The sequence below is a fragment of the Tepidisphaeraceae bacterium genome, from assembly GCA_035998445.1.
Classification (GTDB): domain Bacteria; phylum Planctomycetota; class Phycisphaerae; order Tepidisphaerales; family Tepidisphaeraceae; genus DASYHQ01.
The window spans coordinates 71,357-84,807 of the sequence record DASYHQ010000050.1 but is presented as its reverse complement, the minus strand read 5'-3'; the positions used below and the strand labels follow the sequence as shown (position 1 = coordinate 84,807).

The window sequence follows — 13,451 nt, the reverse complement described above, 5'->3', positions numbered from 1 at the left end:
AACTCGGCGCGTCTCACAACTGCGCGGCGGGCAGAGTGGCTGGCAACGTCGCAGGTACGGTCGCCGGTGGGGGCGGGGCGGGTGGGATGGCGGTGATTGGGGCTAGATCGTTTGGCCACGCGACGACGGCACCGACGACGAACATCACGAGGCCAAAGGTCACCTTCGTGATGATGCCGATCAATCGACCGATCGCGGCGCCATAGCCGACGCGCAAGGCGATGCCGGTGTCCTTCTTCACCAGCACTTCGACGGCGACGGCGCCAAGGAACGTGCCCAGCACGATGCCGATGATCGTGCCGATGATCGGCAGGGGGATCGAGAAGAAGATTGCCCCCAGGATGCCGCCGACGAGTGCGCCGACGAACGCCCTCTTGCTGCCCCCGGCCTTGGCGGCACCGGCACCACCGGCGACGAACTCAACGATCTCCGCCAGCCCCGCGAGGATCGTCAACGCGATCAGGCCCGGCCAGCCGATGTAGATGCCATTTGTCACCCAGGCATAGATCGCCGTCGCGAGCACCATCAGCCACAGGCCCGGCAGGGTCAGAATGTTGATCCAAAGGCCCGCGGCCAGGAAGGCGAGGAGGATGAAGTAGTAGGTCCAGTCGGCCATAAGGTGTCTAGGTGCGGTCCTTCGGTTGGGGGTATTAGAGGGATTGGGAAGCCAAGCCGCAAGCGGCTATTCGGGACCGGGGCAGGGAGGTAGACTGCAATCGAATGACCGGGCGCGACGATAAGGAAATCAGCGACCTCGAACTGGCACGGAAGGGCGCGGCACGCACCCACGAGTCGCTGGAGCGACACGTCGCGTCGCTCGAAAAAGAATGGCCTGCACTTAGCCCGGCGGAACTGGCCGAGGGGCGCAAGCGGGCACAAGCAGCGCGAGATGCGATCCAGCAAGTCTTGACACGTCTGGCCGAAACGCCGACATCTTAACTATGGCAACCGATTATCCACCGGCCACCCCCGACCAACCCATCGTCGCCAAGCCGGGGCGTTATTATCGCAACGTCCGATACCTCATGGCATTGGCGGCGGTGCTGATGGGGTGCTGGTTCGCGTATGACGGGTTCATCGCCTGGCCACGCATGAACGTCGAGTACGACCGCGTGGATGCCGAGATCACCCAGAAGCAGAACAACACGCCGAACGACCCGGCACTGAAGGACCTGCTAAAACAGCGGGATGGTCTGACGAAGCGCAACAACACCGAGATCATGATCCAGAAGATCCTGGCGTTCACGCTGCCCCCCGCGGGCATCGCGCTGCTCATCTGGATGTTCCACAATTCACGTGGCCAGTACCGGTTCGACGGCAGGACGCTGAGCGTGCCGGGGCATCCACCGATCGATGTGGGCTCGATTAGTGCGGTTGATCGTAAGATCTGGGACCGCAAGGGGATCGCGTACGTCGAGTACGCGACCGCCGACGGTCGGATCGGCCGGGCCCGGTTGGACGATTTCGTCTATGAGCGCGAGCCGACGGATGCGATCTTCGAGCAGATCACGAATCTGGTGGACCAACCGGTCGAGCCGGGGACCGATGGGGAAACGGTCGTGACCTAGTCGCGCATGGACTCGTTAGATTTGGGGGGCGATCCTCCCGTGGCATGGGCGTCTCGCCCATGCACGTCGTGATGGTGGAGGACGAAATTCGTTTCAGCGGCTTGGTCAGCGCGGCAGCCCACAAATTCAAGTTTCCATTCCAATCCACACGCATGGGCGAGACGCCCATGCCACGGTCGGAGCAACGGCTACCAGTATCGCGCGGCCTTGTTGCCGTAATACGGGCCTCTGGCCCGTGCAGGATGTGACGGCACGGGCGGCTTGGCCCAGAGGCCCAAGTCACGTCAGTGCCAGTCCCGAACTCCTTGCTGAACCCTCTCCTAGGACGACCGAGGTCAGGCTGAGGGGGTGTCACAGTAGGATCGGACGTTCCCAGAAAACAAACCGGGCCCGGGAGATAACTCCCGGGCCCGGCTGCGTTTTGCTGAGCGTGCATCGAAAAGGCTTTAGCCCTTCGACACTTCGATGATCGCCTGCGTCTTGATGACCATCTGGTTCTCGTCGAACAGATGGAAGGACTGAACCAGCAGCTCGTGGCTGCGGCGTTCGATGTCCAGGACGTGCAGGCTGGCGCCCATGTCGCCGGTGGAGGGCATGTCGGCGGTCATCAGTTCACGCTTGGCGGCGTAGGAGCTGATCTCGTGCTTGGTGGCGTCGTACAAGGTCTGCGTCAGCTGCTCTTCCTGCGTGCTGATCATGTACTTGATGTTGCCACCCACGGTCATCTCGTGGTACTTCTCGCCACGGCAGGGAATCGTCTGCAACAGGCCGCGGTCCGTCAGCGGCTCATGCTTGGTGACGATGACCTCCGTCAGCGTGTTCTTGCCGGCGGTGAAGGTGATGACGTGACCACCCTCGACCAGCCACACGTCGGCCTCGTAGGCCCGGCGGCTGATCTGCTCGCTGCTCTGGATCTTGAACAGCTCCGGATGCAGGGTGCGCTGGTACAGGAGTAGCGTCAGGCCGCCCGAGCGGCGCTGCTTAGTTCGGTTGCTCATCTGCGTCCATGCTCTTTCTAGAAGAGGTACATCCTCTTCAATAAAGGTCGGGTTCGTTATACCGACGGATATGCCCGGAACGCGTATGAAATCGTCGCCCCGGAATCGTAGATCAGACGAAGTGACGCACTCGGAGCAGTAAGCGATCCCTCGCGAACCACGCCGGGCGAAACCGGTCTGATCAGGGCCCACCCAATGCGAGCCAATGACACGGGGGATTATAGGAACCTATAAGAAAAAACGAAGAAAATAATCAGCTGATGTGTTGAGCGATGTCCGCTCGCAAGGTGACAAAGATGTCATAAGCGGCGTGCGCCCCGGCGGTTATCCCGAAGCCACGCGTCAGGAACAGCGCCCCGAAATACAAGCCCGCGACCGTGCGAAACGCAAAACTTGGTAACTCAAATTTTTCCGACCCCAAGTAATGGTATAGGGAAAAGAGCAGGGCAGAGCCCGCTACCATTAGAACCGCCGACGATACCTTACCTAGTTGAATTAAATCGCGCAGCAGGAAACTCAAAGCGGTAAAAGCAATAAGCCGAAAAACAAGCTCTTCATAGATGCCGGCCCCCAGCGACAGAATGAGCAACCCGGTCGTCGAAGGCGTGTTCATCAAGTGCAGCGACGTCAGGTAGTGCATCATCGTGTACCCGATGACCACCAGTGGAATCGCCATCGCCGCGCTTTCGACCGCCATCGCGATACAGGTCTTCGGATAAAGCGTCCACGAGTCGTTCCGCGCGATGTGCCACGACAGCAGCAGCACCACCACCGCCAACGCCGGCAGGTGCCGACCAGTTGCGCCGAACATGGTAAAAAACTGCTGCATCAGGCTGAACGCGATGATGTGCTGCGTGCCGCTGTCCGGGTCGGACAAGTACAACTCGGTGCCTACCTCGTACAACACGATCAGGGGCAACAGAAACAGCAGGCTGGTCAACGGCAGTTCCGACCGCTCCAGGTAGTTCCGCGGTTGGCGGCGGCTGGCGGTGGGGCGATCGGTGGTGGGCTCGGCGGCCGTCGTGAGGGCGCCGCGGGTCATGGGAGTTCTCCCGGGCGGCCGTCGCTCTTGCTCGGCTCAATCGCCCCTTCGACCACCCGGCTGATGCGGATCGACTTGCTGCCCCGCAACTGCCCGAGCTGCCCCAGGAACTTGTTCCGGCCCTCGACCGTCACCAGCACGTCGCGCGACTGGTTCTTATCCGTCGTGATGACGTCGCCCACCTGCAGCGACATCAGCTCGCTCATGCGGATCGTCGTTTGAGCCAAAAACGCGCGCATCTCGACCGGCGCGTTGTGGACGTTCTTCGTCAGCTTGCGCAGGTGATCTTCCTGCCCGCCCTTGCGCTGGTAGCTGAACCAGTTCTGGGCCGCCAGCACGCCCATGATGGGCTCGATGACATTGTAGGGGATGCACAGGCTCATCGTGCCCGAGCGGTTGCCCATCTTCATCTCGAACCCGACCACGACCACCGTTTCGTTCGGCGGCACGATCTGCACGAGCTGTGGGTTGCTCTCGAAGTCCTCCACCTTGAAGCTGACCGGCGTCAGGTTGCTCCAGGCTTCCGACAGGTGATGCGTCGCGCGATCGGTGATGCGCTGCACCAGCCGTTGCTCGATCTGGGTCAGTGGCCGTTGGGGGATGAACAGGTCGGCGTTGCTGCCACCCAGCAGGCGGTCGATCACCGGGTAGATGATCAGCGGGCTGATTTCCAGACAAAGCTGGCCGTCGAGCTGTTCGCTCTTCAGCAGGTTGAAGCAGGTGGGGTTGGGCAGCGAGTGGATGAATTCCGAGTAGGTCAGCTGTTCGATCTGCGCGACCGACACTTCGATGATCGTGCGCAGGTAGCCCGACAGCGCCGCGCCAAAGTTTCGCCCGAAGCCCTCGTGCAGGCCTTCCAACGCGCGCATCTGGTCTTTGCTGACGCGCTCGGGGCGCTTGAAGTCGTAGACGCGAACGTCACCGCTCTGCGGCGCGTACGACGGCGTCGCCTCCTGCTGCATGGAACCGCTATCCACGGCCGCCAGCAGCGCATCGACTTCGGATTGGTCCAGTACGTCTTGCAACGGGCGCGGCCTCCTTGCCGCTTGGGGTATTATCGGACTTTTTGTTCTATTTTCTACATGTAAGGTGGAATGCCGCGAATCGCCGCGTAGGGGCAGGCTTCTGTGTGTGCCTTTGGTTGCCGAGTGGCCAGAGAAGACACGCACGGGAGGCCTGCCCAGACATGGACCCATCTCCAATTGAAATTTATCTAGAATTGCGGTTCCCGCGCCTGTTGTAGTTTGGCTACGCTAACAAAGTCGCGGAGGCACCATGGATCGTTCGGCATCGCTGCGTCGCATCACATCGCGCCCCGGTCCGTGGGACATGGTCGTCATCGGTGGGGGCGCCACCGGGGTGGGCATCGCGGTCGACGCGGCGTCACGCGGGTACTCGTGCTGCCTGATCGAACAAAGCGACTTCGGCAAAGGCACCTCCAGCCGATCCACCAAACTCGTACACGGCGGGGTGCGATACCTGCAGCAGGGCAACGTCTCGCTGGTGATGGAAGCCCTGAAGGAACGCGGCATTTTGCGCCAGAACGCGCCGCACCTCGTCCACGACTTAGCCTTCGTCGTCCCTAACTATGCCTGGTGGGAAGCGCCGTTCTACGGCATCGGCATGAAGGTCTACGACATGCTCGCGTTCCGCTACGGGTTCGGCCGATCGAAGCTGCTATCGAAGGACGAGGTCATCGAACGCATTCCCACCCTCGAGCCCGACGGCCTGCGCGGTGGGGTGGTTTACTACGACGGTCAATTCGACGACAGTCGCTTGCTGATCGACTTGGCCCGAACCGCCGAGGCGCAGGGGGCAGCGCTGCTGAACTACGCGCGCGTCACCGGCATGCGGCACGATGGAGACGGGTTCGTCGACGGCGTGACCGTCACCGATCTCGAGACCGGCCAGGCCCACACGATCGGCGCCAGCGCCGTCATCAACGCCACCGGCGCCTTCAGCGACGCCGTGCGGCGCATCGACGATCCGGAAGCCACATCGATGATCGCCGCCAGCCAGGGCGTGCACCTCGTGCTCGACCGGTCGTTCCTGCCCGGCGACCACGCGATCATGGTGCCGCGCACGAGCGACGGGCGCGTGATGTTCGCCATCCCGTGGCACGACCACGCGCTGCTCGGCACGACCGACACGCCGATCACCGAGATCAGCCTCGAACCGGTCGCGATGGAGCACGAGATTCAGTTCATCCTGGAGACGTCGGCCCGCTACCTGGCGAAGGACCCGACGCGCGATGACGTGTTGAGCGTATTCACGGGCATTCGCCCACTGGTGAAGGCATCCGACGCCGCCAGCACCGCGGCGCTGTCGCGGGACCATACGATCCACGTTTCCAAGAGCGGCCTGCTGACGATCGCCGGTGGCAAGTGGACGACCTACCGCAAGATGGCCGAGGACTGCGTCGACCACGCCGCCACGCTGGGCAAGCTGGACGAGCGCGATTGCGTGACGAAGTCGCTGAACATCCACGGCTACCACCAGCACGCCGAGCAGTTCGGCGACCTGAAGTACCACGGTGCCGACGCGCCGCACATCCAGCGACTGATGAACGAACGGCCCGAACTGGCCGACCGCCTGCACGAGGCCTTGCCGGTGTTCGGCGGGCAGGTTCTTTGGGCAGTTCGTCACGAAATGGCACGCACGGTCGACGATGTGCTCGCCCGCCGGACGCGCGCCCTGCTGTTGAATGCCAAGGCCGCCATCGCCATGGCCCCGCGGGTTGCGCAGATCATGGCCGCTGAGTTGGGACAGGACGCCGAGTGGCAGCAGTCGCAGGTGGCCGAGTTTACGCAGATGGCGCAGGTGTACTTGATGCCGGCGGTCTCCGGCCCCTCTCCCGGTACGCCGGGAGAGGCTGGGTGAGGGTGATTTCAAACTGCTGGCGATTTTCGAAAGAACGAATCACCCCCACCCCAACCCTCCCCCGGCGTACCGGGAGAGGGGACCAGAGCGCCATGATGTGTCCCATCAACCGGAGGCCGTCCCATGTCGTTCATCCTCGCCCTCGACCAAGGCACTACCAGTTCGCGCGCGATTCTCTTCAATCGCGACGGCAACATTCACGGCATGGCGCAACAGGAGTTCCGCCAGATCTTTCCCAAGCCGGGTTGGGTCGAACATGACGCGACGGAAATCTGGGACGCGCAGTTGGCCGTCGCGCGGCAGGTGATGAAGGAGCAGGGCGTAACCGCGGCCGACATCGCGGCGATCGGCATCACCAACCAGCGCGAGACCGCCGTCGTCTGGGACCGCGCGACGGGTCGACCGATCCACAACGCCATCGTCTGGCAGGACCGCCGCACGGCCGAGTTCTGCGATGGGCTGAAGCGCGACGGCCATACCGAGATGGTGCAGCAGAAGACCGGGCTCGTGATCGATGCCTACTTCTCCGGTAGCAAGGTGCGCTGGCTGCTCGACAACGTGCCCGGCGCTCGCGCGAAAGCCGATAAAGGGGAACTGGCGTTCGGCACGATCGACTCGTGGTTGCTCTGGAACCTCACCGGCGGGCAGATCCACATCTCCGATGTCACCAACGCGTGCCGTACGATGCTTTACAACATCCGCGACGCCAGCTGGGATGACGAACTGCTGGCGCTGTTGCAGATCCCCGCCAGCATGTTGCCGCACGTGGTGCCGAGCAGCGAGGTGTACGCCGAATCGAACGCCGACCTGTTCGGCGGGCCGATCAAGATCGCGGGCATCGGTGGCGACCAGCAGGCGGCGCTGTTCGGTCAGACCTGCTTTACGCGCGGGCTGGTCAAGAACACCTACGGCACCGGCTGTTTTCTGCTGATGAACATCGGCACCGAGGCGATCGCGTCGCAGCACAAGTTGCTGACGACGATCGCGTGGCAGCAGGGGGGTAAGCTCGAATATGCGCTGGAGGGCAGCGTTTTCATCGGCGGGGCGGTCGTGCAGTGGCTGCGCGACGGGCTGGGTATCGTGAAGAGCGCGCCGGAGATCGAATCGCTCGCCGCCAGCGTGCCCGATGCGGGCGGCGTCTATATCGTGCCGGCGTTTGCGGGCCTCGGCGCGCCGCACTGGGACCAGTACGCCCGCGGCACCATCACCGGCATCACCCGCGGCACCACGGCGGCCCACTTCGCGCGGGCGGGGCTCGAGAGTATCGCGTTCCAGGTCGCCGACATCGTGCAGGTGATGCAGCAGGACAGCGGCATCCAGATCAAGGAACTGCGCGCCGACGGTGGCGCCGCGGCCAACAACCTGCTGCTGCAGTTTCAAGCCGACCTGCTGCAGGCGCCCGTCGTCCGCCCGAAAGTCACGGAGACCACCGCCCTCGGCGCCGCGTATCTGGCCGGCTTGGCCGTGGGGTATTGGAAGGATCAGAACGACGTGAAGGCCAACTGGGCGATCGAGCGCACGTTCGAACCGAAATACACCGCCGACGAGGCCGCCCATCGGCGCGAGCGGTGGACCGAGGCGCTCGGGCGCTCGCGGGATTGGGAAGAACATTCGAGTATCCGCGTGCGTGGTTTGGAATGAGCCGAGCCAAATGACGTAGTAGTCACGTTTGTCATCCCGATGGGAGCCTTGGCGACCTGAGGGATCTCGATCGACGGACGGTTATCGGCCTTGGGAGATCCCTAAGGTCGCCTGAGGCTCCCATCGGGATGACACGTCCCTGATCAACGCTGGGGTTTTGTCCGACAGCCTTTCAGCTCCGTTCGGGATGACATGGTTCGCCGGAAGGGCGTCGATTGTGCTGTGGTTCAGATCTTCCCTTCCGCATGCTTGCGGACGAGGGCTAGGGAGTGGGCCGAATTCGGCTTGCGAACGATGAACCGCCAAACGAGCTTTCCATGAATCTCCAACACTTCATCGCCGAGTTTGTCGGAACCGCCATCCTCATCCTGCTGGGCAACGGCGTCGTCGCCAACGTCGCATTGCGGCGGACGCTCGGGGGCGGTGCAGGATGGATCGTCATCACGCTTGGCTGGGGCATGGCGGTCTTCGTAGCGGTGATGTGCGTCGCGAAGTTCAGCGGCGCGCACCTCAACCCGGCCGTCACGGTCGCCATGGCATTCAACAACCAAGGTGGGTTTACGTGGGGCGACGCGCCGACCTACATCGTCGCCCAGTTGCTCGGCGCGTTCGTCGGGGCCGTGCTCGTCTTCCTCTACTACGGCGACCACTTCGAAGCGACCGACGACGCCAACACGAAGTTCGGCTGCTTCAGCACGGCGCCCGCCATCCGCAACCTGCCGCGCGCGTTCTTCTGCGAGGTGGTGGGGACTTTCCTGCTGGTCTTCCCGATCTTCCTGATGGTCGCTCCGACGTTCGCGTTGCCGGGCGCCGGCACCGAGGGGCAGGAGATCGCCAACGGCTTCGGGGCGCTGGGGGCGCTGCCGGTCGGGCTGCTCGTCTTCGCGATCGGTATGTCGCTCGGCGGCACCACCGGCTACGCGATCAACCCCGCCCGCGACCTCGGCCCACGCATCGCCCACGCGCTGCTACCGATAAGGGGAAAGCGCGACAGCGATTGGGGCTACGCCTGGATTCCCGTCGTCGCGCCGCTCACCGGTGCCCTGCTGGCCGCACTGGCGGCGCGGGGCTTGGTGTGAAAACGCGGTGCAACGTCAGCGTGTGTCGCGTTTGATCTTCCCGCACGGCTCGTGTATCACAGATAAGTTGGCCCGCCTGAACCTGCGGTCCCGATGCTCCCGGTACGGTCGCTGCGCACATCGATTTACTGTGAATGACGCACCCGAAAAAGCCCATGCTGCCCGCGATCAATCGCGCGACGGGTTCGGACCCGATTTTCGCCGATTCTTCGTGCGCGGGCTGTCGGCGGTCCTGCCGACGCTGATCACGCTCTGGCTCGTCACGTGGGCGTGGAACTTCCTCTGGGAATCGATGGGGCGGTACGTCATCCTCGCGGTGCAGCGGGTTTGGCTGGCGACGGGTCACGCTGACCGATGGTCGCCGCAGTTCGATTCGGACATGGCCTGGGCATGGCCCGACCGTTACGGGCAGTGGGCGTTCGGCACGAAGTTGATCGGCGTGCTGGTGGCGACGGTGCTCGTCTACCTGCTGGGCGTGCTGATCGGTAACTTCATCGGTCGAACGGCGTACCGTCTGAGCGAGGACGCGGTGATGCGCTTGCCGTTCATCCGCGCGATCTACCCGGCCGTGAAGCAGATCACCGATTTTTTGCTCGCCGAGCGATCGAACCAGTTTGAGGGCAGCCGCGTGGTGGCGGTGCGACCGCATGAAGATGGCATCTGGTCGATCGGGTTGATAACAGGTAACGGGCTGCGGCCGTTGTCGGATCGAATGCAGCAGGAAATGGTTACGGTGTTTGTTCCGTCGAGCCCGACGGCGTTCAGTGGGTACGTGCTGGTGGTGCCGCGCGCCAACGTGATCGACCTGCCGTTGACGGTTGAGGAAGCGCTGCGAATGCTGGTGAGCGGTGGCGTCCTGACGCCTGCGGACGTGAAGGAGCTACCCGTGTCGCGATCGGGCAATTCGTCACGGTTGGACACGGCCAGCGCTGCGGAAAGCACGGTTTCCCGCACCTGAGCCCGCGGTGGCGATTTAGTACCGCATTTGCTGTACAATAGCTAACGCTTAACGGAAGGAGCACACGCGTGATTGTCACCGTATCATCAAGGCACATGGACCTGAGCGTGCCGCTGAAGTCGTACGCCGAGGAAAAGACCAACAAGCTTACGAAGTACTACGACCGCATCCAGGAGATCGAGGTGATCTTCGATGCCGATAAGGACAACGGTAAGGACCACACGAGCGTCGAGGTGATCGTAAACGCCGAGCACAAGAACATGTTCGTGGCCCACCATGCCGAAGGGGACGCGTACGCGTGCCTGGACGCGTGCGTGCACAAGCTGGAGCGCGTGCTCAGCGACCACAAGAAGAAGATGCGCAACCGCAAGCATCCGGAACAATAACGAGAACGGCGCGGCCGGTGGGCGGCGTGCGGTGGGTCTACGGTGACCCGCGGCGCGCCGCCCACCGAAGCTTGCCCACTGCCCACACCCCCTCTTTATGAAGCTCAAAGACTTCATCGTGTCCGACGCGATCGTGGCCGACCTGCAGGCCGAGGATCGCGACGGAGTGATTCGAGAACTCGTCGTGTCGCTGGCGCAGAACGGCGCGCTGGCCGAGGATGCCGTGGAGGACGTCGTCGCCGCGCTGGTGAAGCGCGAGCAGAACGGCAGCACGGGCTTCGGCAAGGGCGTCGCCGTGCCGCACGTGAAGCACGCGAAGGTGAAGAAGATGGCCGGCACGATCGGCCGCAGCGCCGCGGGCGTCGACTTCTCGGCGCTGGACCATCAGCCGGTCTACAGCGTCGTGCTGCTGCTGTCGCCGGAGAACCAGCCGCAGCACCACCTGCAGGCGATGAACATCGTCTTCAGCAACCTGCAGAAGGACATGTTCCGGCGCTTCCTGCGCCAGAGCGACTCGCAGGCGAAGATCATCGAACTGCTGGAAGAGGCAGACCAGGGAAAGTGAAGCATTGCGGAGTGCGGATTTCGGATTGAGGATTGAATCTGAAGGCCGCGTCGTTCCGAATATCAATCCGAACTCCGCAATCCGAAATCCGCAATGCCAAAGGCCTCTCGCGACATCTTCGTGTCCAACAAGCTCGGCCTGCACGCGCGGCCGGCGATGCAGTTCGTGGACCTGGCCAACGGGTTCTCGTCGGACATTACCGTGACCAAGGGTGGCGAGGAACCGGGCGAGGCGGACGGCAAGAGCGTCATGCAGATGATCATCCTCGCCGCCGTCGAAGGCACACCGCTGCGCATCGACGCCGACGGTGAGGACGCCCAGCAGGCGGTCGACGCGCTGGCCGATTTGTTCAACAGCAAGTTTGGCGAAGAAGATTGATAGGATTGCCGATCTGCGATTTGCGATTTGCGATTGAAATGCGAATTCATTGAATTCTGATCTCAATCGCAAACCGTAAAATCGCAGATCGCAAATCAAACGAATGGAGATCAAAAAGGGCATTGGTGTTTCCCCGGGCGTCGTCATCGGCACGGCCATCGTGCTCGACGCCGAGGATCTGCTGATCCCGAAGCGCAACGTCGCACCCGACCAGGTCGCCGGTGAGGTGGCCCGCTTCCACACCGCGATCGATGACAGCCTGAAGGACCTCACCCAACTCCGCGACGAGACGGCCACCAAGTACGGCAAGGAGATCGGTGGCATCGTCAACTTCCACCTCGGCGTGCTGAAGGACAAGTCGCTGCTGAAGCAGGTCGACAACGAAATCAAAACCCAACTGGCGACGGCCGAATATGCCGTCAGCAGCGTCATGCGGCGGTATGCCCAGCAGTTCGGGCAAATGACCGACCGCTACTTCTCCGAGCGCGTGAAGGACGTCCACGACATCGAAAAGCGCGTCCTGCGCACCCTGATCGGCCAGAAGCACGAGGACCTGCTCCACCTGACCAGCGACGTCATCGTCATCGCACACGATTTGCTGCCCAGCCAGACCGCCGCCCTCGACCGCACGCACGTGAAAGGCTTCGCCACCGACGTGGGTGGCCGCACGAGCCATACCGCGATTGTCGCCCGCGCCATGGGCATACCGGCGGTCGTGGGGTTGGGTGATCTGACGAGCCACGTCAGCGGTGGTGACATCGTCATCATCGACGGCAAGAACGGCGTGGTCATCGTCAATCCCGACGCCGACCAGATCGCCGAGTATCGTCAGGACCAGGCCAGCTTCGTTCATCACGAGAACGAGCTGCGCGAGCTGATCAACCTGCCCGCCGAAACCAAGGACGGCCACTCGGTCAGTGTGCAGGCGAACATCGAGGGCACCAACGATATTCCGCTGGCGCTCTCCAACGGTGCGCAGGGCGTCGGCCTGTACCGCACCGAGTTCCTCTACCTCAGCATGATGGGGAAGGAACCGACCGAGGAAGACCACTACAACGCCTACGCCGAAGCTTTGGCCGGCATCGATGGTCGCCCGCTGGTCATTCGCACGCTCGACCTTGGGGCCGACAAGTACACGCAGGCGCAGCTGGCCAACCCGGAGCGCAACCCGTTCCTGGGCGATCGCAGCATCCGCATGTGCCTGCACGACATCCCGATGTTCAAGCGTCAGCTGCGCGCGATCATGCGGGCCAGCGTGCTCGGTGACGTGCGCATCATGTTCCCCATGATCAGCACGATCATGGAACTGCGCCAGGCGAAGATGATCCTGAAGGACGTCACGGAAGAGCTGGAGGACGACGGTGTCCGCTTCCGTGAGGACATCCCGATCGGCATGATGATCGAGGTGCCCGCGGTGGCGCTGATGGCCGACCAGTGCGCCAAGGAAGTGAACTTCTTCAGCATCGGCACCAACGACCTCATCCAGTACACGCTGGCGGTCGACCGCACCAACGAAAAGGTCGCCGGGCTCTTCTGCCCGGCGCACCCGGCGGTGCTGCGACTCATTCGCGACGTCATCCGCGCCGCGGCGAGAAACTCGATCAGTTGCAGCGTGTGTGGTGAAATGGCGGGCGACCCGTTGTACACTCTCTTGCTCCTGGGCCTGGGACTGAACATCTTTTCGATGAACGGGCCGGACATCCCAGAGGTGAAGAAAATCATTCGCTCCACCACCATGGAGCACGCGAAGCAGGTCGCCCGCAAGGTGATGAGCTTCGACAGCGAACGACAGGTGATGCACTTCTTGCGTGAGGAGACCCGCAAGATCATCCCGGAAGCCTTTTAGCCAAAGCCCGTGCGCGTGGATCGCGCGCGGCACGCATCGTCTCCGTCGGTTGTTCGTGGTCCGCTGTCCGTTGTTCGTCGCAGGTTGCGACGCCGGGCGCGATGACCCCA

General features: G+C 62.9%; 14 protein-coding genes. 10 read left to right on the top strand and 4 right to left on the bottom strand.

The window, feature by feature from the left end; all coding sequences use genetic code 11:
• Nucleotides 1–13: 13 nt before the first annotated feature.
• A complete protein-coding gene (locus VGN72_18685) occupies nt 14–616 on the bottom strand; it encodes a DUF456 domain-containing protein (GenBank protein ID HEV7301396.1) in 603 nt (200 codons plus the stop codon).
• Between the two features lie 104 nt (nt 617–720).
• On the opposite strand from VGN72_18685, the gene VGN72_18680 reads away from it, so the two are divergent.
• Nucleotides 721–939, top strand: coding sequence for a hypothetical protein (locus VGN72_18680; protein HEV7301395.1), 219 nt, complete (start codon nt 721–723; stop codon nt 937–939).
• Between the two features lie 2 nt (nt 940–941).
• Nucleotides 942–1,568: a hypothetical protein gene (locus tag VGN72_18675; protein HEV7301394.1), complete on the top strand. Its 627-nt coding sequence runs from the start codon at nt 942–944 to the stop codon at nt 1,566–1,568.
• Nucleotides 1,569–2,014: 446 nt separating this feature from the next.
• Here VGN72_18675 and VGN72_18670 read toward each other — a convergent pair whose 3' ends face one another.
• The 3 genes from VGN72_18670 to fliM form a co-directional block, all read right to left on the bottom strand.
• Nucleotides 2,015–2,566, bottom strand: coding sequence for a DUF2617 family protein (locus tag VGN72_18670; protein HEV7301393.1), 552 nt, complete (start codon nt 2,564–2,566; stop codon nt 2,015–2,017).
• A 253-nt stretch (nt 2,567–2,819) separates the two neighbouring features.
• The gene (locus VGN72_18665) at nt 2,820–3,608 is read right to left on the bottom strand and encodes a CPBP family intramembrane glutamic endopeptidase (protein ID HEV7301392.1); all 789 of its coding nucleotides are present in this window, start codon (nt 3,606–3,608) and stop codon (nt 2,820–2,822) included.
• Nucleotides 3,605–4,633: a flagellar motor switch protein FliM gene (gene fliM / locus VGN72_18660; GenBank protein HEV7301391.1), complete on the bottom strand. Its 1,029-nt coding sequence runs from the start codon at nt 4,631–4,633 to the stop codon at nt 3,605–3,607. The genes VGN72_18665 and fliM overlap by 4 nt, the downstream gene beginning before the upstream one ends.
• A 250-nt stretch (nt 4,634–4,883) precedes the next feature.
• Here fliM and VGN72_18655 point away from each other — a divergent pair, with 250 nt between their 5' ends.
• The 8 genes from VGN72_18655 (at nt 4,884) to ptsP (ending at nt 13,341) form a co-directional block, all read left to right on the top strand.
• Nucleotides 4,884–6,488, top strand: a complete 1,605-nt coding sequence (locus VGN72_18655; GenBank protein ID HEV7301390.1) for a glycerol-3-phosphate dehydrogenase/oxidase — start codon at nt 4,884–4,886, stop codon at nt 6,486–6,488.
• A 123-nt stretch (nt 6,489–6,611) separates the two neighbouring features.
• The gene (glpK, locus tag VGN72_18650; protein HEV7301389.1) at nt 6,612–8,129 is read left to right on the top strand and encodes a glycerol kinase GlpK; all 1,518 of its coding nucleotides are present in this window, start codon (nt 6,612–6,614) and stop codon (nt 8,127–8,129) included.
• A gap of 317 nt (nt 8,130–8,446) precedes the next feature.
• Nucleotides 8,447–9,208, top strand: a complete 762-nt coding sequence (locus VGN72_18645; GenBank protein HEV7301388.1) for an MIP/aquaporin family protein — start codon at nt 8,447–8,449, stop codon at nt 9,206–9,208.
• Between the two features lie 130 nt (nt 9,209–9,338).
• Nucleotides 9,339–10,166, top strand: a complete 828-nt coding sequence (locus VGN72_18640; GenBank protein HEV7301387.1) for a DUF502 domain-containing protein — start codon at nt 9,339–9,341, stop codon at nt 10,164–10,166.
• Nucleotides 10,167–10,234: 68 nt separating this feature from the next.
• Nucleotides 10,235–10,552, top strand: a complete 318-nt coding sequence (gene raiA, locus VGN72_18635; protein HEV7301386.1) for a ribosome-associated translation inhibitor RaiA — start codon at nt 10,235–10,237, stop codon at nt 10,550–10,552.
• A 97-nt stretch (nt 10,553–10,649) separates the two neighbouring features.
• Nucleotides 10,650–11,117: a PTS sugar transporter subunit IIA gene (locus VGN72_18630; protein HEV7301385.1), complete on the top strand. Its 468-nt coding sequence runs from the start codon at nt 10,650–10,652 to the stop codon at nt 11,115–11,117.
• A 93-nt stretch (nt 11,118–11,210) separates the two neighbouring features.
• Nucleotides 11,211–11,495, top strand: coding sequence for an HPr family phosphocarrier protein (locus VGN72_18625; GenBank protein HEV7301384.1), 285 nt, complete (start codon nt 11,211–11,213; stop codon nt 11,493–11,495).
• Between the two features lie 103 nt (nt 11,496–11,598).
• Nucleotides 11,599–13,341 carry a phosphoenolpyruvate--protein phosphotransferase gene (gene ptsP, locus VGN72_18620; protein ID HEV7301383.1) on the top strand — a complete coding sequence of 581 codons (1,743 nt, stop codon included), beginning with the start codon at nt 11,599–11,601 and terminating at the stop codon, nt 13,339–13,341.
• Nucleotides 13,342–13,451 lie beyond the last annotated feature (110 nt).

Excerpts from the sequence above, each read along its gene's own strand:
- VGN72_18675 (HEV7301394.1), top strand. The coding sequence starts at position 942 with ATGGCAACCGATTATCCACCGGCCACCCCCGACCAACCCATCGTCGCC.
- VGN72_18655 (HEV7301390.1), top strand. The coding sequence starts at position 4,884 with ATGGATCGTTCGGCATCGCTGCGTCGCATCACATCGCGCCCCGGTCCG.
- VGN72_18670 (HEV7301393.1), bottom strand. The coding sequence starts at position 2,566 with ATGAGCAACCGAACTAAGCAGCGCCGCTCGGGCGGCCTGACGCTACTC.
- ptsP (HEV7301383.1), top strand. The coding sequence starts at position 11,599 with ATGGAGATCAAAAAGGGCATTGGTGTTTCCCCGGGCGTCGTCATCGGC.
- VGN72_18680 (HEV7301395.1), top strand. The coding sequence starts at position 721 with ATGACCGGGCGCGACGATAAGGAAATCAGCGACCTCGAACTGGCACGG.
- glpK (HEV7301389.1), top strand. The coding sequence starts at position 6,612 with ATGTCGTTCATCCTCGCCCTCGACCAAGGCACTACCAGTTCGCGCGCG.
- VGN72_18665 (HEV7301392.1), bottom strand. The coding sequence starts at position 3,608 with ATGACCCGCGGCGCCCTCACGACGGCCGCCGAGCCCACCACCGATCGC.
- VGN72_18625 (HEV7301384.1), top strand. The coding sequence starts at position 11,211 with ATGCCAAAGGCCTCTCGCGACATCTTCGTGTCCAACAAGCTCGGCCTG.
- VGN72_18685 (HEV7301396.1), bottom strand. The coding sequence starts at position 616 with ATGGCCGACTGGACCTACTACTTCATCCTCCTCGCCTTCCTGGCCGCG.
- VGN72_18645 (HEV7301388.1), top strand. The coding sequence starts at position 8,447 with ATGAATCTCCAACACTTCATCGCCGAGTTTGTCGGAACCGCCATCCTC.
- VGN72_18630 (HEV7301385.1), top strand. The coding sequence starts at position 10,650 with ATGAAGCTCAAAGACTTCATCGTGTCCGACGCGATCGTGGCCGACCTG.